Below are 25,264 nucleotides of genomic sequence, written 5' to 3'. Positions count from 1 at the left end.
AGACCGCAATTGGGGCTGGGAAGCGGAGAGTAGAATGAGAGTCGCTTCCTTGGAAAGTGTACTGGCGGCAGCCAGCTTGATCTTGGGTATCGTCATCGTGTTGTGGGGAATCAAGATCTTCTACGGCGTGTAACGTGTAAACAGACAGGACGCAGGCGTCGAACAAGAGACCCTCGAAAAGGTCCACGACGAGGCATCCCTTCCGCGGCGGCGGAAGCCCTGCTGTTTTTCATGAGTGGACGCGCGCGACGAATGACCGCTGCGTCACGAGGTCGTCCGCTTCGACCTCGCCTTTGCCTTGTCCCGGTTCAGCAACGTCAACCGACGAAGTCGCCGTTCACCCAGGTGAGCTCACCTAATGCGACGCGCGGACTGGCGCGCTGTTCAAACCCACCCATGAATCCGTGCCCCCTTGGGGCAAAGCGTTGCTGGCAATATACGGTAATATAGTACAGATGCGCCTACGCGAAGTGAACGGCGCGTCCCGGAATGACGAGCATGGTCGGCCCCCGTCCTACTTTGCATGGGGTTGTTTTCGCAAAAATGCGCGAGGCCCGGGCGGTCGGCATGTCTGGCCCAGTGGATCCCAGGGGATCACTTTCCCTGGCCAACCGATTGCGAGGGATGCGTCGCGAGCCGATCGAGGGCGGCCTGCTGTGCCCGTTCGCCGAAATGAAGGCACAGGAAGAGGACGAAGCCCGCCACCGCAACGATCGCGAACCAGGCGACGCTCATGCGTGTCTGCTTCGAGCGGAGGGATCGAATCGAAGATCGCCGCATCGTCGGCGTCCGTCGTCGTGATCAGAAACGGCCTCGGCTGGTACGGGGGAATCACACCGAGGCCGCCATTCCCACGTGCCGACAGTCGGCGGTCGTCGGCACAGCAAGGCAAGTCGGCCAGGCGCCAACGGTTCCAAGACACCGAGGCCCGGTTGCTGGACGCCCCTACTCCGCGTCGTTCTCGCGCCGCTCGCGCGCGAGCTGGTGCCACGCCAGCGCAAGCTGGATCAGCCGCTGCCGGTCGGCGCCTTCGGAGGCCGCAGCGCGCTTCATCGCTGCCTCGGCTTCACTCTCGGGGTCATACTCCGCACTCATGACCGCGATCATGGCTCGCAAAAGTGGACAAGGGCATGACAATTCGCCCCGTATGAATGCGGGGGGTCAACGCGGCGCTCCCGCAAAATGATCGGGAAAACCGCAATCGACGCGGGATTTTCCTCGAGGCGGCTAAAGTTCTTTCGCAGCGGCTGACGAGTCGAGGCTTCTCAGGCCGCTCACCTCGATATCGTCGTCGATCTGCGCAATCGACTGGCGACAGTCGAATCCCTCGATGGATCTGAGATCGACGGCAAGGCGCCGCCTGTGCATCCGCAGATCCTCCAGCGACTGGCGATCCCTGATGCGCGTAAAACCTTCGACGATCAACTCGATGGCCTTGGACATGATGCATACCCCCAGCTCTCGACGCAGCCGGTCCGGGCAGTGGGACCGGCACACCGTTTAAGCCTGCGATCCCCGTCCGGGTTCCGTCATTAACGCAGGTTTGGTTAACGCTGGAGCGCAGCAGAATGCAGGCAACGACGCCTTGCGCCTTCGGCCCTCATTTCGAATTGGCACTCGCTTTGCTCAGGCATGGCCAATTAGCCAGACCCGCTCTGGGTCTGTTTCACAGTGAGGCAAGCCATGCAGCCGATGTCCCGCTTCGAAGCGACCGCCACCACACAACTCCACGCCTTGATCGCCGACCTCAGATGGAGGGTTCAACTCCTCGATGCCGACATCAAGGAAGAGGAGCGCAAGGCCGGCGTGTCCGATCCCGCGAATCTTGCTTATCCCATGCTGGCCGTGACGCTGCGGGGACGCCGCGATAACCTCCACGCGACGGTTGCCACCCTGCAGCGGCAGCTCGAGGCGGTGGCCCCGCCGGCCGACTGGGGCCGGGCCGCCTGAAGTCGCCGGCTCGTGTTGACGGCGGTTCACGAATTGTGGCCGCGACTGTGAATTTAATCACAGAGGCGACGCGATTCCTCGGCTAAAAGGCAGCCGATGCGGCCGCGGGACCTTGCGGCCGCGGGCCAGTCCAACCGACGCTTCAACCGCCCCCTGCCCGCCATGACGCACGACGCCGAAGCAGCAGCCACGAACGCCGCGGACGCACAGACGCCGCGCCCGAGCCGCGATCTGCTCGGCGTCGCTTATCTTGCGACTATCGGCGTCGTCATGGTCGCCTGGATCGGCGGCCTGATCTGGGCCGGAGTAGCCGTGGTGACTTGGCTGATCTTCTAGAAAAGATTTGGCGCCAGTTGCGCGGCCTTGATGCCGCCGCACACGATCATTCCCCAAAGCGCAACGCTGATCTGGATAGCGTCCAACATGTCCCGTTTCCCCGCGAATCAATTCAATCGTTTTTTTCTTTGATCAGAACCGCGAACTCGCGGGGAGCGCCAGAGAAAATTTCAGGCAGTTGTTGTGCGTCGCCGAAGAATGCACAGCGCTCGTCGAGCGACGGTATCCGCGTGCCCGAGACTGGTTGAGACGTAGGCAGCTGCGCAGTTTGCCTAACGCGACGCCACGCGCCGCCACTTGGCCTCGATCCGCGCCTTGATCGCGCGGACACGTGCTTCATGCGCGGCCCAATATGCGCGGCTGGCCGCCGCCGTGCCGTGTTTGTAGGTCGCGTAGACGTCGGTCGGCTTGACCGGTGACGGCCGTGCTTGTGGTTTCGCGCTCACGACAGTCCGCGCGGGCTCGGGATCCGGCGCTACGGCCGTGGTCGCGCCTGGTGTCGCGAATGGCGAGTTCATCGCGATGAGGCGGTTGCGCGCGCGATTGCAGTAAATCACGGAGCGCGCCGTCATGGTCTCTTCGCCGTGCCCTGCGCGGTATTTCATCAGTGCGCGGCAGAGGTCGCCCTGCGCCAGCCGCCAGGCCCTGGCGAGATAAATCACGCCGTAGTGGATGTTGATTTCGGGTCTGGCGAGCTCGACCGTGGTACCTTTGAAGCCGAGCAGGGCCGCGGTCTCGGGCTTGACCTGCATCAGCCCGATCTCGCCGACGCGGCCAATCACCGTGGAATCGAAGCGGCTTTCGACGAAGACGACGGCTTCTGCGATATCGGGCGGCAACTTCGTCTTCGCAGCTTCCTTCTCGATCAGCGCGCGAACGGATGCACGCGCCGGAAACGGCTCGGCATCCGCGGCTGACGGAGCTTCGACACTATCCGACGTGACCGCATCGGAGACGTCGACGGCCGCAGCATCCGCTGCGCCAGCGCGCACTGGGCCGGCCGCGAGCACCGCCAGACAAAGCGGCGCGGCATACAGGACCCATGACAGGCGCGTGCAAGACCTCATCGGCGCTTCATAGCGGAGGCCAGTTAACAACGCTTGTCGGCAAGTCCGCCGCGCGATCGCGCCGCAATTCGAAGGATCGCATCAAACGAAAGAGGCGGGCCTTGGGCCCGCCTCGGTCAGATCGTAGATCGATCCGCGGATCAGTAGCACGCGCGCCGATCGGCAAGCACGTACTGCCCGCTCGGATAGCGGTAGTAGCAACTACCCTGCGACCAATAATAGCCCGGCTGCGACGCAGCCGTTGCGCCAGCGATCGCGCCGGTCGCGCCGCCGAGTACGGCCCCGGCGGCCGCTCCCGTCGCGTTGCCGGAGATCAGCCCGCCAAGCACGCCACCGACGATGGCTCCGCCGAGCGCGCTCGCGCCGGGGTCTGCCGGAGCAGGCGGCGGAGGCGGCGCATAGGCCGGGGGTGGCGGCGCATAGGCCACCGGCACGTCATCGATGTAATCTTCGGAGATGTAGGCGGGCGGCCCGTCCATCCGCTCCGGATAATAATACCAGGCCCCGCCGACGTCCCACCACCAGCCATAGCGGCCATTGTGATTCTCATGCCGCCAGCGTCCGCCCTCCCAGGCGAGATTGCCGCGATAGGCGTGTCCGCCCCAGTCACGCTGCGGCACCGGCCCGCGGGCCACATAGCGCCCCTGTGGCGGTCCGCCAGCCGGGCCCTGGTGCGCCCCCTGCGGCGGCGCGACCCGCGTGGCCTGCTGCGGCGGCGGTCCCTGGCGCGTCGCGTGGGGAGCATTGGCGTGTGGCGGCGCGCCCGCACCCGGCCCCGGCGGCTGGCCGCCCCTCCCCGCGTTCGAGTCCTGCGCCTGCGCCGAAAGCGCGAGCAGCGACACGACCGAAACCAAGGGAATGATAATCTTCATCCGGCTGGATGCACGCATTGGTGCCTACCCCTTACCTGTATCTCTCATCTGTCGTCGCCGTGGTCCGGACGCCCAACGATTCCGGGCCCCGGTTGATGCCGGCGGACAAAGGTGATCACGTTGATCACCGATGTCCCGTTACAAATGGTTAAGATCACGGCAATTTTTCGTCCGCCGAGTTAGCGCGCCGGCTCGATCACGTTGCAATTCGTGCGTCCCGACATCACGCAATCCTGCATCTTGCTGGCCGCGGTGAGATCGCGCGCAAGCCAGAGGCCGGCGCCGAGGATGACGACGGCAATGATAAGTCCGGCGATAGCGCCGCGGCGATTATCGCCAGGCGGACTTGGTTGCGGCTTTGGTTTCGAGTTGGGCTGGGTATCGGGCATGGCGAGGTGAAGCCGTGAATTGCTGCCCCTTACCATCTCTGCGGCGTCACGTCACATCGGAGCTCACTGCTTGGGTGCGCGGAGTGCCACCTTGTTAGATGCAGAGGTCGCCTGCTGCACCCGCGGCGCGCAGGTCGTGAGCACAAACGCCGTTCGGCTGCACTGCCATTCGGCGCCGAGCAAGCTGCTTTCGACCGGTTTGGGCTGGGCCAGGAAAACCGCGACGCCGGCAAGCGCTACTGTCGCAAATGTGATCGCGAGCGTTCGCAAAGACAGCCGGAAAATAGTCATCGCCGTAGCTCCGTTCGTCTCGGTGCGGACACTCGGCGCCGCCCCCGTGCTCCCTTGTGAGAGGGATCACAATTCGGCAGTTTTTCCGGACTACGAAAGATCGGCGATTCCAGCGATTTTTCGCGACCTGATAGGCTGCGATTAAGGGTGGCTTCGCGACGCGCATAGATGTACACGCTTGTTCGTCGCGCGGCGCGCGTTTGTTCGCGGCCGGCGCACCCACAGACGCTGATGTAGGATTGAAAGCGAGGAAGACAAGGCTCGTTCGATGAGTGGATTCAGGGAACCCGGCTTCACAGACCGGCAAAAGGCGGCGCAGGAAGCCCGCAAAAATCTTTTGAACAAATTCAAATCGCAGCCGGGGCACGACGACCCCGGGGTCGCGGCGCGGCGCGCCGAACGCGAGGCGATTGCCGCCAAGCGTGCCGAGGCAAAGTCGGCACGCGAGGCAGAAAAGGCTGAGCAGAAGCGGCTTGCAGAAGAGGCCGCGGCTGCGGAAGCCGCACGAATTGCTCGCGAATCCGAGGAGGCCGCCACAAGGATGGCCGAACTCGAAGCCGAGCAGAAGGCCAAGCGCGACGCGCGTTACGCCGCCCGCAAGGCCAAGGGCAAGCGGAAGTAACCGTCACTGCGGATCAGATGCGACCGGCCTGCGCGCGTGGCGCGGTCCCGTCGCATCTGGTCGGATTCCACGATGCGCAATTGCGCATTGGGGCTCGCGCCGTCGCGCGCGGGGCAATGACGATGACGGCGCGATCAGTTCTTCTTCATCATGCCGCCGTCGTCCTTCTTCATGTTGTCCTTTGACATCGTATCCTTCTTCATCCCGTCATCCTTGGACATGGAGTCCTTCTTCATGCTGTCCTTGGACATCGTCTCTTTCTTCATCCCGTCCTTCTTCATGTCGTCCATGGCGAAGGCGGGCGCGAAGGCCAGGCTGAGCGAGAGAGCGGCAGCGGAGACGCCGAGCGCGATGCGGGTGCGAATGGTCATGGTTGATCTTCCCTTCGAGGTGGAGGTTGCCAGCGACGGATGCCGCTACTCCTGCTCGACGGGGCGCCGGGCGCCTTTGTTACGCGAGCGGCCGAATTTTTTCCGAGCCCTTGCCCTGTTTCCGTGTTCAGCCCGACACAATTTTGCCCGTGTCAGCCACGCTAGTGCGCGGAACCTGAGGAACGAGTGTGCAGCGCAGCATCGGCACCACCGCGACTTGCCGCCGCATTCGCTCTCGAACTATCAGACTAGATAATATCGGCTAAAGACCGGCTAGGATAGGCTCGGGCGCCGGCCTCAAGAGTTCAATCAAGAATAGTCCTGAGGGACAAATCCAACGGACAAATCAGGGATCATTCCATGTTCACGCGACGTCACCTTCTCGCGACGGCTGTTGCCGCGCCCGCCATTCTCCGTTTCGGCACCGGGACCGCGCAGGCCGCGACCACGCTTAAGATCTCGCACCAATTCCCGGGCGGCACGATCGACAAGGGCGATTTCCGCGATCGTCTCTGCCGCATGTTTGCCGCCGAGGTCGCAAAGCGCAGCAAGGGCGACATCTCCGCCGAGATCTATCCGAACTCCTCGCTGATCAAGACCAACGCGCAGTTCTCCGCGATGCGCAAGGGCGCGCTCGACATCTCGCTCTATCCGATGCCCTATGCCGGCGGCGAACTGCCGGAGACCAATATCGGCCTGATGCCGGGCCTCGTTACGACCTACGATCAGGGCATGCGCTGGAAGAAGGCGCCGGTCGGCAAGACGCTCTCCGACTTCCTCGCCGACAAGGGCATCATCCTGCTCTCCTGGATCTGGCAGGCCGGCGGCGTCGCCAGCCGCTCCAAGGCGATCGTTTCGCCGGAGGACGCCAAGGGCATGAAGGTGCGTGGCGGCTCGCGCGAGATGGACATGGTGCTGCAAACGGCGGGCGCGTCCGTGCTCTCGGTACCCTCGAACGAAATCTATGCCGCGATGCAGACCGGCGCGTGCGATGCCGGCATCACCTCCTCCACCAGCCTGATCTCGTTCCGCCTCGAAGAAGTCGCCAAATCGCTCACCTCGGGCGCCGGCGCCTCCTACTGGTTCATGCTCGAACCCTTGATGATGTCGAAAGCGATCTTCGACAAGCTGCCGAAGAACCATCAGGACATCCTGCTTGCCGTCGGCACCGAGCTCGAAGCCTTCGGCCGCAAGGGTGCGCAGGATGACGACGTCGAGGTCGCCAAAGTCTATGAAAAGGCCGGCGCCAAGGTCAGCGCGCTTGATGCGGCGACCGTCGGCAAGTGGCGCGACATCGCCCGCGATACGGCCTGGAAGGACTATGGCGCGAAGACTGCGACCGCGGCGAGCCTGCTCAAGCTCGCGTCCGAAGTCTCGGCATGATGCACGGTCCGCTTCCGGATCGTGACGACCCGGTCGATGCCGCCGCACGCCACGGGCTTGCGGCGGTGCTCGATCGTGGTCTCGCCGTCCTCAACAGGATCATCGTCGTGCTGGCAGCGCTCGCGCTGGTCGCCGCCTGCGCGATCCTGAGCTACAGCGTGCTGAGCCGCGCCCTCTTCAAAGCCGCCAATTACTGGCAGGACGAGGCGGCCGTGTTCCTGCTGGTCGGCGCCACCTTCATGACGGCGGCCTATGTTCAGCAAAATCGCGGTCATATCGGCATCGAGGCCTTTGTCGGGCTGTTGTCGCCGGTCGCGAACAGGATCCGGCTCTGGCTGGTCGACGCCGTGACGCTGCTGTTCTGCGCCTTCTTCACCTGGAAGTCCTGGACACTCACGCATGAGGCCTATGTCGACGGCCAGGTCTCGAATTCGATGTGGTCGCCGCCGCTCGCCATTCCCTACAGCCTGATGGCGCTCGGCATGAGCCTGCTCTGCGTGCAGATCATCGTGCAGCTCGCCCTTCCCTTCACCGGAGCCAAGCGCCGATGAGCGTGTTCGGTATCGGCCTGTCCTACGGGCTGGCGACGCTGTTTGTGATGTTTTCCGGCATGCCGATCGCGTTTGCGCTCGGCGCGGTCGCGGTCGTGTTCATGGGCATCTACATGCCGGCGGCCTCGCTCGATACCGTGACGCAGAACGTCTACGAGGAAATGGCCTCGATCACGCTGCTGTCGATCCCGCTCTTCATCCTGAAGGGTGCGGCGATCGGCAAGTCGCGCGCCGGCCAGGATCTCTACTCGGCCCTCCATGCCTGGCTCCATCGCGTGCCCGGCGGTCTCGGCGTCGCCAACGTCTTTGCCTGCGCGCTGTTCGCCGCAATGGCCGGCTCCTCGCCCGCGACCTGCTCGGCGATCGGCTCGGCTGGCATTCCCGAGATGCGCAAGCGCGGCTATTCCGGTGGCTTTGCCGCAGGAATCATCGCTGCCGGCGGCACGCTCGGCATCTTGCTGCCGCCCTCGATCACCATGATCCTGTTTGCGGTCGCCGCTGAAAAATCGCTCGGCCGGCTCTTCCTCGCCGGTATCGGCCCAGGGCTGCTGCTGGTCAGCCTGTTCGGCGCCTATGCCGTGATCCGCTTCCGCCAGGAATATGCAGCGGCTGAAGCCGCCTACAACAAGGGCGGCCCCGAGGCTGCGATCCTTTCCCGTGACGAGTTCACGCTTGCCGAACGCTTCAGTGTGCTGCCGCGCGTCATTCCGTTCGTGCTGCTTCTGACCGGCGTCATGATCGCGCTCTACGGCGGCTATGCCACGCCGTCGGAGACCGCGGGACTGGGCGGCCTGCTCGCGCTCGCGCTGATCGCGATGATCTATGGCGTCTGGCGGCCGACCGATCTCGGGCCGATCATGAAGTCGACGATCCGGGAGTCGACCATGCTGATGATGATCATCGGCATGTCGCTGCTCTATTCCTACGTGATGAGCTATCTGCACATCTCGCAATCGGCCGCAGAATCCATCGTTGCGATGCACCTGCCGCGCTGGGGGCTGCTGTTCGCGATCCTCGCCATGGTGATCGTGCTCGGCTTCTTCCTGCCGCCGGTCTCGATCATCCTGATGACCGCGCCGATCATTCTGCCTCCCTTACGTGCCGCCAATTTTGACATCATCTGGTTCGGCGTCGTCATGACCATCGTGATGGAGATGGGGCTGATCCACCCGCCGGTCGGCCTCAACATCTTCGTCATTCGCAATGTCGCGCCTGACATCCCCTTGAGCGAGGTGATCTGGGGCACGCTGCCCTTCGTGCTGTTGATGATGGGCGCCGTGCTCCTGCTTTGCTTCGTGCCGGAGATCTCGACCTGGCTGCCGGATCTCGTGATGGGGCCGGACGGGAGCAGGTAGAACAAATCCAGCGTCAGCCCTTCGGCTCGCGCGTTTTTCGCGCCGCGCCTTCAAGGTGAACGCGACGCGCCTCGTCCCGGCGCGCGCGCTCCTTGCGGCGGCAGGGACGGCACCTTGTCGCCGTTGTGAACACATCGCCCTTGGCGGTCTCGTACCACCACTTTTGCTGCTTGGCCGTCCACGTTTCGACCTTTCCGCAGGCCTTGCAGGCAAACTCGATCGCGGCGTACGTGCCGCGTTCCACGAATGTGGGAATGCTGTAGCTGTTGCCCGCCGTACTGAGCCTGGTCGGGTCGACTGGCAGCTCGTCGCGCAAACGGGCGAGACGCACGAATTCCTGCCGCGCTTTTCTGGCAGCTTGTGCGGCGAGAAGCGCTTCCTTTTCGCGCCTTTTTGCCTTGCGCGCGTTGATCTCAGACCGCTTCTGTTTGTTGCTTTTCATTACTTCAGCCCGTTGGGGGGCATCCGTCTTTCCGTCCTTGCTGGAGAGGTGGAGGGTTACGCTTCGCGCTAACCCACCCTACGATTTCGCTCGCTTCTTCTTCGCGTTGATCGCGTTGGCTACCCGGCTCGCCGGCGGCCGGCCCAACAGTCGGCTGATCTCGTTGGTGGCAACCAGCAGCTTCTCCATATCGACGCCGGTCCTGATTCCCATGCCCTCGAGCATGTAGACGACGTCCTCGGTCGCGACATTGCCGGTCGCGCCGGGCGCGTACGGACAGCCGCCGAGCCCGCCGGTGGCGGAATCGATGACGCGGATGCCCTCCTCCATTCCCGCATAGAGATTGGCGAGTGCCTGGCCGTAAGTGTCGTGGAAATGCATCGCGAGATGGGCGGCCGGGATGTTGGCGGCAACCGCGCGCAGCATGTCCTTCGCCTTGGTCGGCGTGCCGACACCAATGGTGTCGCCGAGCGAAATCTCGTAGCAGCCGAGATCCCACAGCGTCTCGGCAAGATCGGCGACGGCTTTCTGTTTGATCTCGCCGTCGAAGGGGCACCCCAGCACGCAGGAGATATAGCCGCGCACCCTCACGCCATCGGCCTTGGCGCGGGCAAGGACCGGCTTGAAGCGCTCGATGGACTCGGCGATCGAGCAATTGATGTTGGCCCGGGAGAATCCTTCCGAGGCTGCCGCGAACACGGACACGACTTTCGCGCCGGCGGCGCGCGCGGCGTCATAGCCTTTCTCGTTCGGCACCAGCACGTGGAATTCGGCGTCCTTGACGTGGCTCACGCCGTCCAGCACGGCATCCGAGCCTGCCATCTGCGGGATTGCCTTGGGCGAGACGAAGGCGCCGACCTCGACGGTGTGAAGGCCGGCCGCGACCAGCGCCTCGATGAAGGCAATGCGCGCCTCCACGCTGACCGGCGTCTTCTCGTTCTGGAGGCCGTCGCGCGGCCCCATTTCGATGATGCGGACCTGGTCGCTCATGATCTTACTCGCCGATAGGCTCGACCTCTGCAAGCTCGACGCCTTCCTGCACGATGTCGCCGACCTTGCACTTGATTGCTTTCAGAACGCCAGCAAACGGCGCGCGCAACGTCTGCTCCATCTTCATCACTTCCAGCGTCAGGATCGGTGCGCCCTTCTCTAGCTTGGCCCCCTCCTCCGCGAGCACCGCCACGACCGTGCCCGGCAACGGCGCTGCAATCTTGTCCTCGCCGACATGCTCCTCGCTCTCGCCGCCGAACGGATCCACCCAGTGCAGATCGAACCGGCCATTGCGCGTGCGCAGATAGAGCTCATGACCGTCAATAACCGCGGCAACCGCTGTCTTGACGCCGTCGAGCGTCAAATCGAATCCGCCCTCCTTCGGCGCCATCGCGAAAGCCAGCTCCCGCTCACCGATGACGAGTGTCGACGGGCCGCTGCCGTAATTCAGCGAAATCTTCAGCTCCGATCCATGGCCGACGCGGAAGGCGAAGCTGCGCTGGCGCCGTCCGACCGGCTGCCAGCCAAAGGCCCGCCAGGGCGAATTCGCCTCGGCCTGCGCCGCGGCGCGCTCCTCATTGACGATCGCCGCGACGGACGCACACAGCTCGAGCTCGCCGGGCGCAGCGCCTGCCGCCGTCAGCCCAGCCAGCTCCCGCTCGATGAAGCCGGTGTCGATCGCGTTCGATCGCACCTTAGGATGCGTCATCAGCGCCGAGAGGAACGGAATATTGGTGACGATGCCTCGGACGTCGGAATTCTCGAGCCCGCGGTTCAACCGCTCGATCGCCGCATCCCGCGTCGGCGCCCAAGCGATCATCTTGGCAAGCATCGCATCATAATAAGGCGAGACGACATCGCCTTCACGATAGCCGGCGTCGATGCGCAGGCCGCCGGCATCCTCAGGTAAACGCCAGGTCGAGATCCTGCCGACCGAGGGCATGAAGTTCTTCGTCGGATTCTCCGCGTAGACGCGCGCCTCGATGGCGTGCCCGTTGAGGCGGATCTCATTCTGCTTCAGCGGCAGCGCCTCTCCGAAGGCGACGCGCAATTGCCACTCGACGAGATCGATCCCGGTGATCAGCTCGGTCACGGGGTGCTCGACCTGGAGGCGCGTGTTCATCTCGATGAAGAACACGTCCTTGCCGTCGGAGACGAACTCGATGGTACCGGCGCCGACATAGCTCACCGCGCCAGCCGCCTTGCGCGCCGCGGCGCAGACGGTCTCGCGTTGCGCGGCATTGAGCGTCGGCGACGGCGCTTCCTCGATCACCTTCTGGTGCCGCCGCTGGAGAGTGCATTCGCGCTCGAACAGCGACAACAGATTGCCGTGGCTGTCGCCGATCACCTGCACCTCGATATGGCGGGGATTGTCGACATATTTCTCGATCAGCATGGTGTCGTCGCCGAACGCGGCTTTCGCTTCCCGCTTGGCGCTGACGATCGCAGGCCCGAGTTCGGCAGCCGAGCGCACGATGCGCATGCCGCGGCCACCGCCGCCGGCGGAAGCCTTCACCAGCACGGGAAAGCCGATCTTGTCGGCGGCCTTTGCGAGCGTCGCCTCGTCCTGGGCCTCGCCGTGATAGCCGGGCACCAGCGGCACGCCAGCCTTCTCCATCAGCGCCTTTGAGCCCGACTTCGAGCCCATCGCCGTCATCATCCCGGCGGTCGGGCCGACAAAGACCAATCCGGCGTCCAGGCAGGCCCGCGCGAACTCGGCATTCTCCGACAGGAAGCCATAGCCGGGATGCACGGCCTCGGCGCCGGTCTTCCGCGCGGCTTCGATCAATCGCTCGACGTTGAGATAGCTGTCGCGCGCTCGCGCAGGTCCAAGCAGAACGGCCTCGTCAGCCAGAGCGACATGCATCGCATCGCGGTCGGCCTCGGAATAGACGGCGACTGTGCGCAGGCCCATGGCGCGCGCGGTTCGGATGACGCGGCAGGCGATCTCGCCGCGGTTGGCGATCAGGAGCGTGCGAAAGCGCCGGTAGAGGTTTGAGCGGTCCATCGTCACATCCTGAACAGGCCGAATTTCGTGGGTTCGATCGGCGCGTTCGACGCCGCTGACAGCCCAAGCCCGATCACGAGCCGCGTATCGGCCGGATCGATCACGCCGTCGTCCCACAGCCGCGCCGTCGCATAGTAGGGATGCCCCTGGCTCTCATATTGCGCACGAATGGGACTGCGGAACTTCTCTTCCTCTTCCTTGGACCAGCTCTCGCCCCTGGCCTCGATGTTGTCGCGCCTGACCTGGCTCAGCACCATCGAGGCCTGCTCGCCGCCCATCACAGAGATGCGCGCGTTCGGCCACATCCAGAGGAAGCGCGGGCTATAGGCGCGCCCGCACATGCCGTAATTGCCGGCGCCGTAGGAGCCGCCGATCACCACGGTGAACTTCGGCACCGAGGCGGTCGCCACCGCGGTGACGAGCTTCGCGCCGTCGCGGGCGATGCCGCCCGCCTCATATTTCTTGCCGACCATGAAGCCGGTGATGTTCTGCAAGAACACCAGCGGAATGCCGCGCTGGCAGCACAGCTCGATGAAATGCGCGCCCTTGAGCGAGCTCTCGCTGAACAGGATGCCGTTGTTGGCGATGATGCCGACCGGATAGCCCCAAATGTGGGCGAAACCGCACACCAGCGTCGTGCCGTAGAGCTTCTTGAACTCATCGAATTCCGAGCCGTCGACGATGCGCGCGATGATATCGCGGACGTCAAACGGCTTGCGGCCGTCGACCGGCACGACGCCGTAAATCTCTTCCGACGCAAACAGCGGATCGCGCGGCGGCTGCATGTTGAGGTTCGGCCGCGTCGCCGGCTTCAGCGTACCCACGATCCGCCGGGCAATCCCGATCGCATGGGCATCGTTCTGAGCGTAGTGATCGGTGACGCCGGACTGCCGCGAATGCACGTCGGCGCCGCCGAGCTCCTCGGCGCTCACGACCTCGCCCGTTGCGGCCTTCACCAGCGGCGGGCCGCCGAGGAAGATGGTGCCCTGGTTACGCACGATGATGCTCTCGTCCGACATCGCCGGCACATAGGCGCCTCCGGCCGTGCAGGATCCCATCACGATGGCGATCTGGGGGATGCTGGCTGCGGACATCTGCGCCTGATTATAGAAGATGCGGCCAAAGTGCCGTTCGTCCGGAAAGATGTCGTCCTGCATCGGCAGGAAGGCGCCGCCTGAATCGACCATGTAAACGCAAGGAAGATTGTTCTGCCGCGCGATGTCCTGCGCGCGCAGGTGCTTCTTCACCGTCATCGGGTAGTAGGTGCCGCCCTTGATGGTGGCATCATTGGCGACGATGACGCACTCGCGTCCCGAGATCCGCCCGACTCCCGTGACGACGCTGGCTGAATGCACGTCGCCGCCGTACAGGCCATAGGCAGCAAGCGGCGACAACTCCAGAAACGCAGTGCCGGGATCGACCAGGAGATCGACGCGCTCGCGCGCCAGCATCTTGCCGCGCGCGGTGTGCCGCTTGCGCGAGGCTTCGCCGCCGCCGCCGGCGACCTGGGCGAGCTTTTCCCGCAGGTCAGCGACGAGCGCGCGCATCGCCTCGGCATTGCCTGCGAAATCCAATGATGAAGGATCGATGGTGGAATGGAGCAGCATGTGTCCAGCGCTTCTATTGACGTGGTGAGATGCCGCAACAGGTTGGACCATTTTCGCGGCGATTCCAAATGCGTTCAGGCCGTCTCGGCCATCAGCTCGCGGCCGATCAGCATGCGGCGCACTTCCGAGGTGCCGGCGCCGATCTCGTAGAGCTTCGCATCGCGCCAAAGACGCCCGGTCGGAAATTCGCTGGTGTAGCCGACGCCGCCGAGCGCCTGGATCGCCTCACCCGCCATCCACGTCGCCTTCTCGGCGGAGTAGAGGATCGCAGCGGCAGCGTCCTTGCGCAGCGAGCGCGCGTGACCGCCGCGGTCACAGGCGCGCCCCACCGCATAGACATAGGCGCGCGTGGCCTGCCAGGTCGAATACATATCGGCAAGCTTGCCCTGCATGAGCTGGAAGTCGCCGATCGGTTGACCGAATTGCTTTCGCTCGTGCATGTAGGGCACGACAGCATCCATGCAGGCCGCCATGATCCCGAGCGGACCGCCGGACAGCACCGCGCGCTCATAGTCGAGGCCGGACATCAGCACCTTGACGCCCTCGCCCACGCCACCGAGCACGTTCTCTTCCGGCACCTCGCATTCGTCGAAGAACAAGGGATAGGTGTTGGACCCCCGCATGCCGAGCTTGTCGAGATGCTGGCCGTGGGTGAAGCCCTTGAAGCCCTTCTCGATGAGGAAGGCGGTGATGCCGCGCGGGCCTGCTTCCGGATCCGTCTTGGCATAGACCACCAGCACGTCGGCGTCGCCGCCATTGGTGATCCACATTTTCGAGCCGTTGAGTACGTAACGGTCGCCGCGCTTGTCGGCACGCAGCTTCATCGAAACGACGTCGGAGCCGGCGCCCGGCTCGGACATCGCGAGCGCGCCGACATAGTCGCCGGAAATCAGCTTTGGCAGATAGCGCCGGCGCTGCGCGTCATTGCCGTTGCGGCGGATCTGGTTGACGCAGAGATTGGAATGCGCGCCGTAGGACAGGCCCACGGCGGCCGAGCCGCGCGAGATCTCCTCCATGGCGACGATGTGGGCGACATAACCCATGTTGGAGCCGCCGTATTCCTCAGGCGCGGTCATCCCGAGCAGGCCGAGATCTCCGAAACGCTTCCAGAGGTCGGCGGGAAACAGGTTCGCCTTCTCGACCTCGGCGGCACGCGGCGCGACCTCGGCCTCCACGAAGGCGCGCACCGTATCGCGCAGCATGGTGATGTCTTCGCCCAGGTCGAAATCGATGCTCGGGATGTTCATGGGCTGCTCCTCCAGTCTTGTCTTGCCCTCAAACCTACCCCCGATCGGGCATTCGGGCCGTCGAAAAGGTTGCATTTTCCGCCATAGTTGGCGAGGATTCGACATGCCTTTTCAAGCCACCGCAGCAGTTCCTCGCCGCGCCGTGACACCGGCCGCCTTCGTGCGCGGGGTGGTTGCCGCCTACGCCAGATATGGCCGCGACGCGGCCGAGGCGCTAGCCAGGAGCCAGGTGCCGGCGGACGTGCTCAGATCGGCGGATGGGCGGGTCACGGCGGCCCAGTTCGAGGCCCTGGCGGGCCATGCCATGCGCGAACTCGACGACGAGGCGCTCGGCTGGTTCTCGCGCCGGTTGCCCTGGGGCACCTATGGCATGCTGTGCCGGGCCTCGATCACCGCTCCCAATCTCGAGGTGGCGCTGAAGCGCTGGTGCCGGCATCACCGCATCCTCACCGAGGACGTGCTGTTCGAGCTTAGCGTCGACCGCGACACGGCCGTGATCCGTCTTCGCGAGCAGCGCGACCTCGGGCCGTTGCGCGAGTTCTGCCTGGTGACGCTGCTGCGCTACGTGCTCGGCTTTTCCTGCTGGGCCGTGGATTCCGCGATTGCGCTTCGCGCGGCGGAATTTCCCCATGGCGAGCCGCGCCACGTCTCGGTCTATCCGACAATCTTCTGCAAGAATGTTCGCTTCGATGCCGAGCGCGCCGGCATCACCTTCGACAAGCACTATCTGGCGCTGCCGCTGAAGCGCAGCCCGTCCGATCTCGACAACATGCTGAAGGGGGCGCTGCGCCTGACCGTGCTGCCCTATCGGCGCGACCGCCTGATGGTGGAGCGGATCAGGCGCGTGCTGCGCAGTGCACGCGGTCGGATCCTGACCGCCGATGACGTGGCAAGCGAGCTTGCGCTGTCGACCCGCACCATGCATCGTCGCCTGCACGACGAGGCAACTTCGCTGCGCGCGTTGAAGGAAGGGGCAAAGCTCGAACTCGCCAGGGACGCCTTGATGCGCGGCCGCACACCGATCAAGCGGATCGCCGAGATCGCCGGTTTTCGTAACGAGAAGAGTTTTTCGCGCGCCTTCCGCAACTGGACCGGCGCTTCGCCGCGCGAGTTTCGCACCAAGTATCGTTAGCGTAGGAATTGGAGGCAGGAGTGCGCACGACTAAAGCATGCGTTTTCGTATTATTGGCTTATCTTAGTTCAAGCACCGTGAACGCCATGAAACCGGCCACTCCACAACAGATGGCCTGTATTCCAGCGGTCTTTGTTGTCGCTACTGTTACGCAAGACTCTCCATCGGTCAGCATTCCAGAGCACTGCAAGGAAAGTCATCGCTCCTTCTGCTTTTTTAGATGGTCGCTAACAGTCAAGCTCGACCGAGTTATTGCGGCGAGGCCCTCCGAATTCTCACCCGAAGAGACGTCGGGCTTTCAGAGCGGCAGCATACTTCATGTTAACGTGAGGGTACGAGCGAGCGACTATTACAAAGATGTTGCTCCTGAAGACTGGCAAGGAGACCTTTCGAGCCCTTTCCTGTCTACCGATGCGCTAACGAGCCTCTTGCGAAATCGACGGTTCATATTTGGGCTTCTGGATTTTGGAGATCGCACCTCTCAAATCTGGTCCGAGTCATTACGGGGAACACTCGAAAAGACCTTGCTTGAATCCGCCACGAGAGCTCTGCAAAACCAGCCTCGGTGTCCACGTTTGATGAATTGAGGCGCAGCGGCGTCGGCTTCCGATTGCGGCTTTCTAACCAACCGGCGCGGTCGCAGCGGCAATATTCTGCACCGGAAGCGGCACGTCCTTGGCAACGCCGAGCACCGGAAAGCTGCGGACGTTCTTCACGTTCGGCATGGCAGCAAATTGCAGGAGCTGTTGCCGCATGCTTTCCACGTTCGGAGCCACGCACTTCAGGAGATAGTCGGTATCGCCGGAGATCCGCCAGCACTGCTGAATGCGCGGAATGGCGGCAATGGAGATCTCGAAGGCCTCCAGAACCGGTTGGGCCTGGCTGCCGAGCTGGATAGCGACGAACGAGATCACCTCGTAGCCCAGGAGCCGCTCGTCCAGAATGGCGCGGACTGCCTTGATTACGCCGCGGCTGACGAGGGATTTGAGCCGCCGCAGGCAGTTCGGCGCGGAGACGCCGACACGATGGGCCAGCTCATTGTTGCGGACGCGGCCGTCTTCCTGGAGTTCCGACAATATCCTCAGATCGACGCCGTCGAGCTGGTAACGCCCGGCCATACCCACCTCGTCATGATCCCATCACGCTTCGCCCAGCGAAGCATGCGAGAAAATCCCTGCCAAGGGCTCCAGGGGAATGCGGCCAGCGCTCAGTGCGCCGGAATCAATGCGTCCAAGGCTCGCCGCGGCGGAAGGAGAAATTGTCGGCATACGCAACCGGGCGGCGGATCGACTCCTTGGGCTCGATCACCTGGTAGGCGATGCCTTTGCGCTCGCAATAGGCGATCGCCTCCTCCTTGGTTTCGAAGCGCAGCGTGATCTGCTGCTTCATGTCCGCCGACGAGGTCCAGCCCATCAGCGGCTCGACCGCGCGCGGCTGCTCCGGCTCATAGTCGAGCTGCCATTCCCGGGTCTTCCCCTTGCCCGATTGCATCGCGTTCTTGGCGGGCTTGAAAATGCGTGCGGTCATTGGACGGCCGGACCCCTTTTACGTCTATTCGGTCTAACTCTATGCGTCACCGAAGCTATTGGTGGAAACCACCGGGATAGTATAGAGAACACCGTATCGGGAATTTGAACGGTGATTCCACAATCCTGGAGGTAGCGTTGCCAACGGGTATAGTCATTATGCTGCGCCGTGACAATCTCGCCCCCCGCGCACCTCGGCCCGGGGGCCTGGCCCCGCAGCACGGCTGATCTGCTGGCGCTCACCGCGCGCCCCTCGTGTTCTGTGTTTCCTCCTCGAAAGTCCACTTCGAATGGCCTTCCTGAACATCAACGCAACGCTTCCCGAAAAAGGCCGTGATCTCCGGCTGGACCTGTTTCGCGGGGTCGCGAACTGGGCGATCTTCCTCGATCACATCCCCGACAACGTCGTGAACTGGATCACGACGCGGAACTACGGTTTCAGCGACGCCGCCGACCTCTTCGTCTTCATCTCCGGCTATACCGCCTCCTTCGTCTATGCGCGGATGATGCTGGAGCGCGGCTTTATCGTCGGCGCCACCCGGCTGACCAAGCGCGTCTGGCAGCTCTACGTCGCCCACATCATCCTGTTCGTGATCTACATCGCCGCGATCAGCTATCTGGCGCTGCGCTTCGGCGATTCCGACATGATCGACGAGTTCAATGTCGCCGGCCTCGTCGACAACGCCACCGAGACGCTGCGGCAGGGCTTGTTCCTGCGCTTCAAGCCACTCAATCTCGACGTGTTGCCGCTCTATATCGTGCTGATGGGATTATTTCCGCCGGTCCTGTGGTTCATGCTGCGCAAACCGGATCTCACGATGGGGCTCTCCATCATCCTCTGGCTGGTAGCGCGGCATTTCGGCTGGAATCTCACCGCCTACCCGGCCGGCACCTGGTACTTCAACCCATATTGCTGGCAGGTGCTGTTCGTGTTCGGTGCCTGGTGTGCAATGGGCGGAGCGCGGCGCTCGATGACGCTGATCAACTCGAACGTCACGCTCTATCTATGCCTTGCCTATCTCCTGTTCGCGCTGATCATGACCATGGCGGGTCGCTTCCCGAACCTCGGCGCGATGTTTCCAGAGTGGCTGTTCTCGGCCTTCAACCCGAACGACAAGACCAACCTTGCGCCCTATCGCTTCATCCATTTCGTCGTGATCGTGATCCTCGTGATCCGCTTCGTGCCGAAGGACTGGCCGGGCCTGGAGTGGAAGATTTTCGACCCCGTGATCGTCTGCGGCCAGCAGTCGCTCGCCGTGTTCTGCGTCGGCGTGTTCCTGTCCTTCGTCGGCCATTTCGAATTGTCGATGAGTTCGGGTTCGCTGTTCGCGCAGCTGTTCGTCAGCATCGCCGGAATCGCGATCATGACGACGGTCGCCTACTACATCTCCTGGTCGAAGCGGCAGGACAAGCCGCTGAAGCCGCCCGCCACGGCGAAGCCAGCGGCCACCACTGCGAAGGTGGGCTGAGCGAGCAAACGCGAAGCGGCCACTTCAGGCCGCTTCGTCCTCGCCATACTCGGTGAACTTCTTGTAGATCCACTGACGGCCGTCGTGGCGGCGCCAGACCTTACCGTAGACCAACTGCCCGTTGATCGAGCGCCTCGGCACGATGATAGTCCACAAGTGCCAGATCTCGGTCCAACCGGATCGTAAATCGGGTATTCGGGAGCTGCGATCGAAAACCATGACGAAAAAACTCGCAAGAAAAAGAAGCGCCGCGATGTCTGTGATGGTGTGTGAGCTATTTTCGTAGGCACGGCGGCGAGCCGGGACCGATTTGATAACAGTCGACAGAATGGCCGCAACACGAGCGCGCGCTTAACCTAACCGGTCAACCTTAACTGCCGGCGATGTGCAGTTGAAACAGTGCCCGGTCTTTTCTAGAATGCGAGCGAGATTTTGAGATGCCCGCGCTGTTTTGAGGCGCGTGACGATTTCGAACCGAATTTGAATTTTTGAGACACGATCGACATGACTTTGCTCAGCATGAATTTGCTCAACATGAGTCTGCAATGTGCTCGTTTGCGCCTAACGAGCGCATCTCCGCCGGCAGTGTCGACCGTCGGACAAGCCGCCGAAAAGCTCCCCGATGCCGCGAACGACAACGAGGCGGTCTGGCCGCTCGTGCCGTTCCCGGTGGGCTGGTGCGCGTCGAGCTGAGGCGCACGGTTAATTTGTCGGCTCTGAAAAGCGCGACGCCGCACAAGCGGAATATCGTCGCTTGGCGGCGTCCGTTTAGGTATTGGGCGCTCAAATCCCCAATACCCGTATGTCTATCGTGGGCACCAAAGGTTCGATCAAGCCGTGTAATTTCGCACGCCAACTGCCTGAAAAATCGCGCAGAAGTCGCGACGCGCTGCGAACAGGGACCCAAGGTTTGAACCGGCGCTTGTGCAAGACGCCAGCGCGCGGCGATCGACCGCGGCTCCCGGTCCCGCCCCTGTGCCTCACGTGCTCCCGGCGGTCGTGCCGAGGGTGCCTTGAGCCGTGTAGGTCTGACCAGCCTGGCTGGTCTGATCGCCCTGGCTCTGGCCGCCTTGCGCGCTCACGGAGGTTTCGACTTCGGTCGTGCCGTCGGAATAGGTGATGACCGTGGTGGTGATCCCGTTCACGGTCGTGGAAACCTCGCTGACGATGGTTTTGGCCGAACTGCCGCTACCGCCGCCCGCTCCGCCACTTCCGCCGGCCGACTGGGACGAGGATGCCGTCGCTGAAGACGAGGTCGTCGCCGATGTGGATGATGTCGCCGAGGAAGAGGAGCTTGCCGCGGACTGAGACGTTGCCGCTGCGCTGGAGGTCGAACCGATCGCCGTGATCGACATGGGAGCCTCGCCTTAAGGAGATGTTGCAGGGCGCAACGCGGGATGCACGACCCCGCCCTTTCCTTCAACGCGCCTCCCGCCCAAAGCAGGCGTCAGGATCGCCTGGAAAGGTCAACACCACGGCCTCAAGGGCCGAGGCGGGGCTGGTCGGGGCAGCTGGATTCGAACCAACGACCTGCAGTACCCAAAACTGCCGCGCTACCAGGCTGCGCTATACCCCGAATTTCCAGCAGGCCCCGTCGATACACGCTTCAAGGGCCGCCAGCAAGGCGGCTGTGCGCCGCCGATTTTGGCTCTATTTGGCCCCGAACAGCGGGTGCGCGACGCGGTCGCCGGGGCGGATGCCGTATTTCTGTGCCGTGCCGGCGGGCACCTCCAGGACCGCCCTGGCGAGGCCGCGCGAGGGGATGATCTTGGTCGACAGCGGCTCGGTATTCTCCGCGATCCGCAGGATGCGACCATCCGCACTGATGAAAATCATGTCGAGCGAGATGTAGGTGTTCTTCATCCACATCGTCACTTCCTGCTCGGGCGAGAAGTCGAACAGCATGCCCTTCCCGTCCGCGAGCTCCTTCCGGTACATCAGGCCGGTCGTCTTCTCCTCCTCGGTCGTGGCCATCTCGACGGAGAACACCTGAACGCCGTTTTTGGTCGCGATCTCGAGCGGCTGGAAACTCGCGGCCCGTATGGGGCTGGCGCAAGCGGCAAAAACGAGGACTACGGCCAACAAGCCCCGGATTAGGGACCAGGCTGCCTTACGATCAAAATTCATGGAACGGCACTCATGCCAGCGGCGTGGGATGGGATGCGCATCCTAACCCGGCGATCATGGCAATGCCAGACGGCCCCACCCGCCCCCGGGCTGCTCACGAATCCGGGAACAGCCTGGCTGGAAGAACTGGTAGTTAGTGGGACTGCAGCCCGGGCGATCCGGTCTCGGGATGGATCTCGGCGGCCATCATGCCCTTGGAGCCCGGCCCAAAGCGGACCAGCACATACTGGCCCGGCCGCAACTCGGTCATGCCGAAGCGGCGCAGTGTCTCCATGTGTACGAAAATGTCAGGCGTACCCTCGCCGCAGGTCAGGAAGCCGAAGCCGCGGAGGCGGTTGAACCACTTGACCTGCGCCCGCTCAAGCCCGCTCGTCGGCGTCACCGTAACATGGGTGCGCGGCGGCAGCATCTGGGCGGGGTGGATCGCGGTCGACTCGTCCATCGAGACGACGCGGAACGCCTGATAGCCCTTGGCGCGCTGGATGCACTCGACGACGACGCGGGCACCCTCATAGGCAGTCTGGAAACCGTCGCGCCTGAGCACGGTCACGTGCAGGAGCACGTCGGGCCAGCCATTGTCGGGAACGATGAAGCCGTAGCCCTTCGAAGCGTCGAACCATTTGATGACGCCCGTGACTTCGACAAGATTGGCGCTTGCTTCACCGAGCCCGGTGAAGGGATTGAGCGCTGGATCGCGACCGACACCTGCGATCTCGCCTGGCGCCAGCCGCCCAGACGCCGCCCCCGGCGCCGGAACCCCGACCTTCTTGGACTCGAATCCGTCCGACGACCCCATAACCCCGGACCTCACACATCAAAGGCAAACCGCCCTCAGCGACGGTGCCGAATCACGCGTCAGGACGAGAACTTCTCACCATGACGCCACACGAATCTCTCGAATCAAAAGATAACACTCCCGGTTGCGACGCATAGACAAAAAAGAGATTCGCCGGAACCTATGAACAGCCTTGCACAGCCACGAATCAGATTCGACGTCAGTTGCCGACGAACGGCCCCAGGGTCTCGCCGATGTCGTGGTGGATCACGAGGTCGGCGATGTCGTCCTGCTCGGTCGGCTCGCGGTTGATGATCGCGAGACGCGCACCGCAATCCTTCGCCATCATCGGAAAGCCCGCGGCCGGCCACACCACGAGCGAGGAACCGATCGCGATGAAGAGATCGCACTGCTGCACAAGCTCTGTTGCGCGCTGCATCGCATCTTCCGGCATCGCCTGCCCGAACGAGATCGTCGCCGTCTTCACCGGTTCGGCACACACGGTGCAATCGGGCGCGGCACCGTCGGCGTCGAACCGCCGCTTCACCCAGTCGAGTTGATAGGTCTCGCCGCAGCCGATACAGCGCGCGTAAGTGGTATTGCCATGGAGTTCAATCACGTGGTCGGGGGCGAACCCTGACACCTGGTGCAGATTGTCGATGTTCTGGGTAATGACGGCGGGAGCCTTGCCGGCACGATAAAGTGAGGCCAGCGCGCGATGGCCGCGTCCGGGCTCGGCCGCAGCGAAGGTCGGCTCCATCGCGAAGCGGCGGCGCCAGGATTCGTCCCGCGCCTCCTGGCTCGCGACGAATTGGTCGAATGGAATCGGACGGTTACGCGTCCACAATCCGCCCGGCGAGCGGAAATCGGGGATGCCGCATTCGGTCGAGATGCCTGCACCGGTGAACGGCACGATGGTGCGTGCCGCAGCGATCATGTCGCCGAGCCTGTCGACGCCGCTGCGAAGATCTGATGCAATCATAGGCAGCCATCCCGTTCGCGAACATGCCTCCTATAGCACGTCCGCCCGGTCGCGATGATCTCTCTCATCGCAATGACGCCCCCCGCCGTCTGCGGATCTGGCGCTAGCGAGCGGCGATCTTCTCCAGGAGCTTCGCGTTCGCACGCTCGCAAAATTGCGCGAACTCTTCGATGCTCGGAGACTCCAGATCGATCTTCGCTAGCTCAGCCTACTGATTTGCTCATTTGGGCTAGCGATAGAGCGCGCAAGCGACAAGGTTGTTGACACTGTTATCCACCATGAAACGCGACGAGGTCGGCAAGTTTCTCCGCCGCATCGCCTATCACAATCCGGCAATGTCTCGTCCCCATTGACGCCCCATTCGAGGTCGATCAATGCATCCGTTCGAATCCGACTCAACGCGATGCGGCGGCAGCGCTTGGGTTTAGTTGGTAAGAAGGGATGGACATGACGGAAGAAGAACAGCGAAAAGCAAGGGAGCGTGAAGAGATCGCCGCACGCGTCGCCGCTTTTCGCGCGACTCAGGAAAAATTCAAACGCGAGCGAGAAGAATATTTTGTCTCGACGCTGGAGAACGCCCGCAAGGTCGAGCGGCCGTCGCTTTGGCCGTAAGGCCGTTGTGAATTGGACAAGCAAAAAGCCCGGAGCGCCGCTCCGGGCTTTTCGTTTTGGCGTTTGGTTTTACCAGTGACGCCAGTGATGGTGCCGGTAGTAGACCGGTCCGCCGTAGTAGGCGTAGGGACCCGCTCCGTAATAATAGCTCGGACCATAGTCATAGTAGCCCGGGCCATAATAATATGGATGGGACGCGGCGATCGCGCCCGCCGTGAGCGCGCCGGCTGCGAGACCGAACGCGAGACCCGGTCCAATGCCACGCCCGCGCGCCTCTGCCGGTCCCGCAATCGCGGTCGCGCCGACGGTCGCAACGGCGGCTAGAACTGCCAAAGTCTTTCTCATGCGCTTTCTCCTCCATCATTCCTGGAGGACCAACGCCTGCACCGTCCGATGGTTGCGGGGCCATCGACGCCAGCGAAACCCGGCCCCGTTCGAAAAAAATCGAGCCAAAAAAAAATCGAGCCAATATGGAACAAACGCGCTCGCCGGCGCATTTAGCATCCAAGTGCGGCAGCCTCCGCCATCCGGGTCGAGGCGAAAGCACGAAGACCCCGTCAGCATCCTCCGTGGTGTTGGCGGGGTTTTCAGTTTCAGGGCGCGGTGGCAGCAAAGGCGCCCCTTTGCCAATGGGGAGGGCACTTGAGGAGGTCCGTTTGCCGATATCCGCATTGCTGGCCCGCATCCGCAGACTCATCCCCAGACGCCAGGATGAACACTACGACGAGATCGTCCGCAGCTTCGGCGTCGGCGCCTTGCGTCCGCCACCGACTCCAATGAGCGACGGCGAGCTTGCCCGTGCGATCGCCGAGTTCCTGAAGGACTCGCCTTCGGCAACCTCGGTATCGAGTCTCGGGCGGCGGCTGGATCCATCCTCCGGGACCTGAGCAATTTTCTCGTCACGGTCCCGGAACAAGACTGCCGCTAGTGCGTTGGCTATCCGCGTTCGCGCAAAGAGGCGGCGATGCCCGCGTGGCTTGAAGTCCTGCTCAACCTGGTTGGCTACGCCGGATTCCTGGCGCTCGCCGCGCACAGTGCCTCGCGGGCCCGCGGCCCCGGCGATGACTCAAATCTACGGTGACACCCATTAGCCGGTCGGTCGTCAAGGGCGCAGCGCATTTTTTTTGGCAGCGCTAGCTGCCAATTTCTTCATTCGTCGC

General features: G+C 63.3%; 31 protein-coding genes and 1 tRNA gene. 11 read left to right on the top strand and 21 right to left on the bottom strand.

Going from position 1 to position 25,264, the window contains the following annotated elements:
• Positions 1-594: 594 nt before the first annotated feature.
• The 3 genes from Q2941_RS38185 to Q2941_RS38175 all read right to left on the bottom strand — a co-directional run bounded on the left by Q2941_RS38185 (position 595) and on the right by Q2941_RS38175 (position 1,443).
• On the bottom strand, positions 595-735 hold the full coding sequence (locus Q2941_RS38185; RefSeq protein ID WP_156944785.1) for a hypothetical protein: 141 nt from the start codon (positions 733-735) through the stop codon (positions 595-597).
• A gap of 210 nt (positions 736-945) precedes the next feature.
• Positions 946-1,095, bottom strand: a complete 150-nt coding sequence (locus Q2941_RS38180; protein ID WP_198031917.1) for a hypothetical protein — start codon at positions 1,093-1,095, stop codon at positions 946-948.
• A 132-nt stretch (positions 1,096-1,227) separates the two neighbouring features.
• Positions 1,228-1,443, bottom strand: coding sequence for a hypothetical protein (locus Q2941_RS38175; protein ID WP_458195710.1), 216 nt, complete (start codon positions 1,441-1,443; stop codon positions 1,228-1,230).
• 240 nt (positions 1,444-1,683) lie between these two features.
• Between Q2941_RS38175 and Q2941_RS38170 the strand changes: the two genes are divergently transcribed.
• Together Q2941_RS38170 and Q2941_RS38165 are read left to right on the top strand one after the other, a co-directional pair.
• On the top strand, positions 1,684-1,950 hold the full coding sequence (locus Q2941_RS38170) for a hypothetical protein (protein ID WP_027527261.1): 267 nt from the start codon (positions 1,684-1,686) through the stop codon (positions 1,948-1,950).
• Positions 1,951-2,046: 96 nt separating this feature from the next.
• The gene (locus tag Q2941_RS38165; protein WP_063621812.1) at positions 2,047-2,286 is read left to right on the top strand and encodes a hypothetical protein; all 240 of its coding nucleotides are present in this window, start codon (positions 2,047-2,049) and stop codon (positions 2,284-2,286) included.
• 272 nt (positions 2,287-2,558) lie between these two features.
• On the opposite strand, the gene Q2941_RS38160 is transcribed toward Q2941_RS38165, so the two are convergent.
• The 4 genes from Q2941_RS38160 to Q2941_RS38145 form a co-directional block, all read right to left on the bottom strand.
• Positions 2,559-3,353 carry a transglycosylase SLT domain-containing protein gene (locus Q2941_RS38160; RefSeq protein WP_027527263.1) on the bottom strand — a complete coding sequence of 265 codons (795 nt, stop codon included), beginning with the start codon at positions 3,351-3,353 and terminating at the stop codon, positions 2,559-2,561.
• A 140-nt stretch (positions 3,354-3,493) separates the two neighbouring features.
• Positions 3,494-4,243: a hypothetical protein gene (locus Q2941_RS38155; protein WP_027527264.1), complete on the bottom strand. Its 750-nt coding sequence runs from the start codon at positions 4,241-4,243 to the stop codon at positions 3,494-3,496.
• A gap of 161 nt (positions 4,244-4,404) precedes the next feature.
• Positions 4,405-4,614: a hypothetical protein gene (locus Q2941_RS38150; protein WP_458195709.1), complete on the bottom strand. Its 210-nt coding sequence runs from the start codon at positions 4,612-4,614 to the stop codon at positions 4,405-4,407.
• Between the two features lie 63 nt (positions 4,615-4,677).
• Positions 4,678-4,905 (bottom strand): hypothetical protein, encoded by a 228-nt coding sequence (locus tag Q2941_RS38145; RefSeq protein WP_458195708.1) that lies wholly within the window; start codon positions 4,903-4,905, stop codon positions 4,678-4,680.
• Between the two features lie 268 nt (positions 4,906-5,173).
• Between Q2941_RS38145 and Q2941_RS38140 the strand changes: the two genes are divergently transcribed.
• Positions 5,174-5,527 (top strand): DUF6481 family protein, encoded by a 354-nt coding sequence (locus Q2941_RS38140; RefSeq protein WP_027527267.1) that lies wholly within the window; start codon positions 5,174-5,176, stop codon positions 5,525-5,527.
• 134 nt (positions 5,528-5,661) lie between these two features.
• Here the strand turns inward: Q2941_RS38140 and Q2941_RS38135 are convergent, their stop codons facing one another.
• The gene (locus tag Q2941_RS38135) at positions 5,662-5,898 is read right to left on the bottom strand and encodes a pentapeptide MXKDX repeat protein (RefSeq protein WP_027527268.1); all 237 of its coding nucleotides are present in this window, start codon (positions 5,896-5,898) and stop codon (positions 5,662-5,664) included.
• A gap of 360 nt (positions 5,899-6,258) precedes the next feature.
• Between Q2941_RS38135 and Q2941_RS38130 the strand changes: the two genes are divergently transcribed.
• From Q2941_RS38130 to Q2941_RS38120, 3 genes are read left to right on the top strand one after another with little or no spacing between them, the layout of a single operon-like run.
• Positions 6,259-7,281, top strand: coding sequence for a TRAP transporter substrate-binding protein (locus tag Q2941_RS38130; RefSeq protein ID WP_458195707.1), 1,023 nt, complete (start codon positions 6,259-6,261; stop codon positions 7,279-7,281).
• Complete coding sequence (locus Q2941_RS38125; RefSeq protein WP_254112351.1) at positions 7,278-7,832, top strand: TRAP transporter small permease; 555 nt, start codon at positions 7,278-7,280, stop codon at positions 7,830-7,832. Before Q2941_RS38130 ends, Q2941_RS38125 begins: the two co-directional genes overlap by 4 nt.
• Positions 7,829-9,187: a TRAP transporter large permease gene (locus Q2941_RS38120; protein ID WP_254112350.1), complete on the top strand. Its 1,359-nt coding sequence runs from the start codon at positions 7,829-7,831 to the stop codon at positions 9,185-9,187. Before Q2941_RS38125 ends, Q2941_RS38120 begins: the two co-directional genes overlap by 4 nt.
• 13 nt (positions 9,188-9,200) lie before the next feature.
• On the opposite strand, the gene Q2941_RS38115 is transcribed toward Q2941_RS38120, so the two are convergent.
• The 5 genes from Q2941_RS38115 to Q2941_RS38095 all read right to left on the bottom strand — a co-directional run bounded on the left by Q2941_RS38115 (position 9,201) and on the right by Q2941_RS38095 (position 15,481).
• On the bottom strand, positions 9,201-9,629 hold the full coding sequence (locus tag Q2941_RS38115; protein ID WP_254112349.1) for a zinc-ribbon domain containing protein: 429 nt from the start codon (positions 9,627-9,629) through the stop codon (positions 9,201-9,203).
• Between the two features lie 78 nt (positions 9,630-9,707).
• On the bottom strand, positions 9,708-10,619 hold the full coding sequence (locus Q2941_RS38110) for a hydroxymethylglutaryl-CoA lyase (RefSeq protein WP_458195706.1): 912 nt from the start codon (positions 10,617-10,619) through the stop codon (positions 9,708-9,710).
• A 4-nt stretch (positions 10,620-10,623) separates the two neighbouring features.
• Entirely contained in the window at positions 10,624-12,627 is a 2,004-nt protein-coding gene (locus tag Q2941_RS38105; protein WP_458195705.1) for an acetyl/propionyl/methylcrotonyl-CoA carboxylase subunit alpha, read from the bottom strand.
• Positions 12,628-12,629: 2 nt separating this feature from the next.
• Entirely contained in the window at positions 12,630-14,234 is a 1,605-nt protein-coding gene (locus Q2941_RS38100) for a carboxyl transferase domain-containing protein (protein ID WP_458195704.1), read from the bottom strand.
• 74 nt (positions 14,235-14,308) lie between these two features.
• Positions 14,309-15,481 (bottom strand): isovaleryl-CoA dehydrogenase, encoded by a 1,173-nt coding sequence (locus tag Q2941_RS38095; protein WP_027527716.1) that lies wholly within the window; start codon positions 15,479-15,481, stop codon positions 14,309-14,311.
• Positions 15,482-15,584: 103 nt separating this feature from the next.
• Here Q2941_RS38095 and Q2941_RS38090 point away from each other — a divergent pair, with 103 nt between their 5' ends.
• Positions 15,585-16,613, top strand: coding sequence for an AraC family transcriptional regulator (locus Q2941_RS38090; RefSeq protein WP_458195703.1), 1,029 nt, complete (start codon positions 15,585-15,587; stop codon positions 16,611-16,613).
• A 620-nt stretch (positions 16,614-17,233) separates the two neighbouring features.
• On the opposite strand, the gene Q2941_RS38085 is transcribed toward Q2941_RS38090, so the two are convergent.
• Together Q2941_RS38085 and Q2941_RS38080 are read right to left on the bottom strand one after the other, a co-directional pair.
• Positions 17,234-17,731 (bottom strand): Lrp/AsnC family transcriptional regulator, encoded by a 498-nt coding sequence (locus Q2941_RS38085; RefSeq protein ID WP_027527718.1) that lies wholly within the window; start codon positions 17,729-17,731, stop codon positions 17,234-17,236.
• Positions 17,732-17,834: 103 nt separating this feature from the next.
• Positions 17,835-18,140 (bottom strand): ETC complex I subunit, encoded by a 306-nt coding sequence (locus Q2941_RS38080; protein ID WP_027527719.1) that lies wholly within the window; start codon positions 18,138-18,140, stop codon positions 17,835-17,837.
• Positions 18,141-18,429: 289 nt separating this feature from the next.
• Between Q2941_RS38080 and Q2941_RS38075 the strand changes: the two genes are divergently transcribed.
• A complete protein-coding gene (locus tag Q2941_RS38075; protein WP_458195702.1) occupies positions 18,430-19,608 on the top strand; it encodes an OpgC domain-containing protein in 1,179 nt (392 codons plus the stop codon).
• Positions 19,609-20,588: 980 nt separating this feature from the next.
• Here the strand turns inward: Q2941_RS38075 and Q2941_RS38070 are convergent.
• Entirely contained in the window at positions 20,589-20,753 is a 165-nt protein-coding gene (locus Q2941_RS38070) for a hypothetical protein (RefSeq protein ID WP_245288295.1), read from the bottom strand.
• On the opposite strand from Q2941_RS38070, the gene Q2941_RS38065 reads away from it, so the two are divergent.
• Complete coding sequence (locus Q2941_RS38065; RefSeq protein ID WP_245288296.1) at positions 20,728-20,916, top strand: hypothetical protein; 189 nt, start codon at positions 20,728-20,730, stop codon at positions 20,914-20,916. The two genes, Q2941_RS38070 and Q2941_RS38065, sit on opposite strands and share 26 nt — an antisense overlap.
• A 191-nt stretch (positions 20,917-21,107) precedes the next feature.
• On the opposite strand, the gene Q2941_RS38060 is transcribed toward Q2941_RS38065, so the two are convergent.
• From Q2941_RS38060 to Q2941_RS38045, 4 genes are all read right to left on the bottom strand, one after another.
• Positions 21,108-21,184, bottom strand: a tRNA-Pro gene (locus tag Q2941_RS38060).
• A gap of 74 nt (positions 21,185-21,258) precedes the next feature.
• Entirely contained in the window at positions 21,259-21,735 is a 477-nt protein-coding gene (locus tag Q2941_RS38055; protein ID WP_027527723.1) for a DUF192 domain-containing protein, read from the bottom strand.
• A 133-nt stretch (positions 21,736-21,868) separates the two neighbouring features.
• The gene (locus tag Q2941_RS38050; protein ID WP_027527724.1) at positions 21,869-22,531 is read right to left on the bottom strand and encodes a cold-shock protein; all 663 of its coding nucleotides are present in this window, start codon (positions 22,529-22,531) and stop codon (positions 21,869-21,871) included.
• A gap of 199 nt (positions 22,532-22,730) precedes the next feature.
• Positions 22,731-23,492, bottom strand: a complete 762-nt coding sequence (locus Q2941_RS38045; protein ID WP_458195701.1) for a Sir2 family NAD-dependent protein deacetylase — start codon at positions 23,490-23,492, stop codon at positions 22,731-22,733.
• A 447-nt stretch (positions 23,493-23,939) separates the two neighbouring features.
• Between Q2941_RS38045 and Q2941_RS38040 the strand changes: the two genes are divergently transcribed.
• A complete protein-coding gene (locus tag Q2941_RS38040; protein WP_198031950.1) occupies positions 23,940-24,104 on the top strand; it encodes a hypothetical protein in 165 nt (54 codons plus the stop codon).
• Positions 24,105-24,173: 69 nt separating this feature from the next.
• On the opposite strand, the gene Q2941_RS38035 is transcribed toward Q2941_RS38040, so the two are convergent.
• Positions 24,174-24,449, bottom strand: a complete 276-nt coding sequence (locus Q2941_RS38035) for a hypothetical protein (protein WP_254112340.1) — start codon at positions 24,447-24,449, stop codon at positions 24,174-24,176.
• A gap of 311 nt (positions 24,450-24,760) precedes the next feature.
• On the opposite strand from Q2941_RS38035, the gene Q2941_RS38030 reads away from it, so the two are divergent.
• Positions 24,761-24,991, top strand: a complete 231-nt coding sequence (locus tag Q2941_RS38030; protein ID WP_084801896.1) for a hypothetical protein — start codon at positions 24,761-24,763, stop codon at positions 24,989-24,991.
• The last annotated feature ends 273 nt before the right edge of the window (positions 24,992-25,264 follow it).

The organism is Bradyrhizobium sp. UFLA05-153 (assembly GCF_054185185.1).
This window is presented reverse-complemented; position numbering and strand designations above follow the sequence as displayed.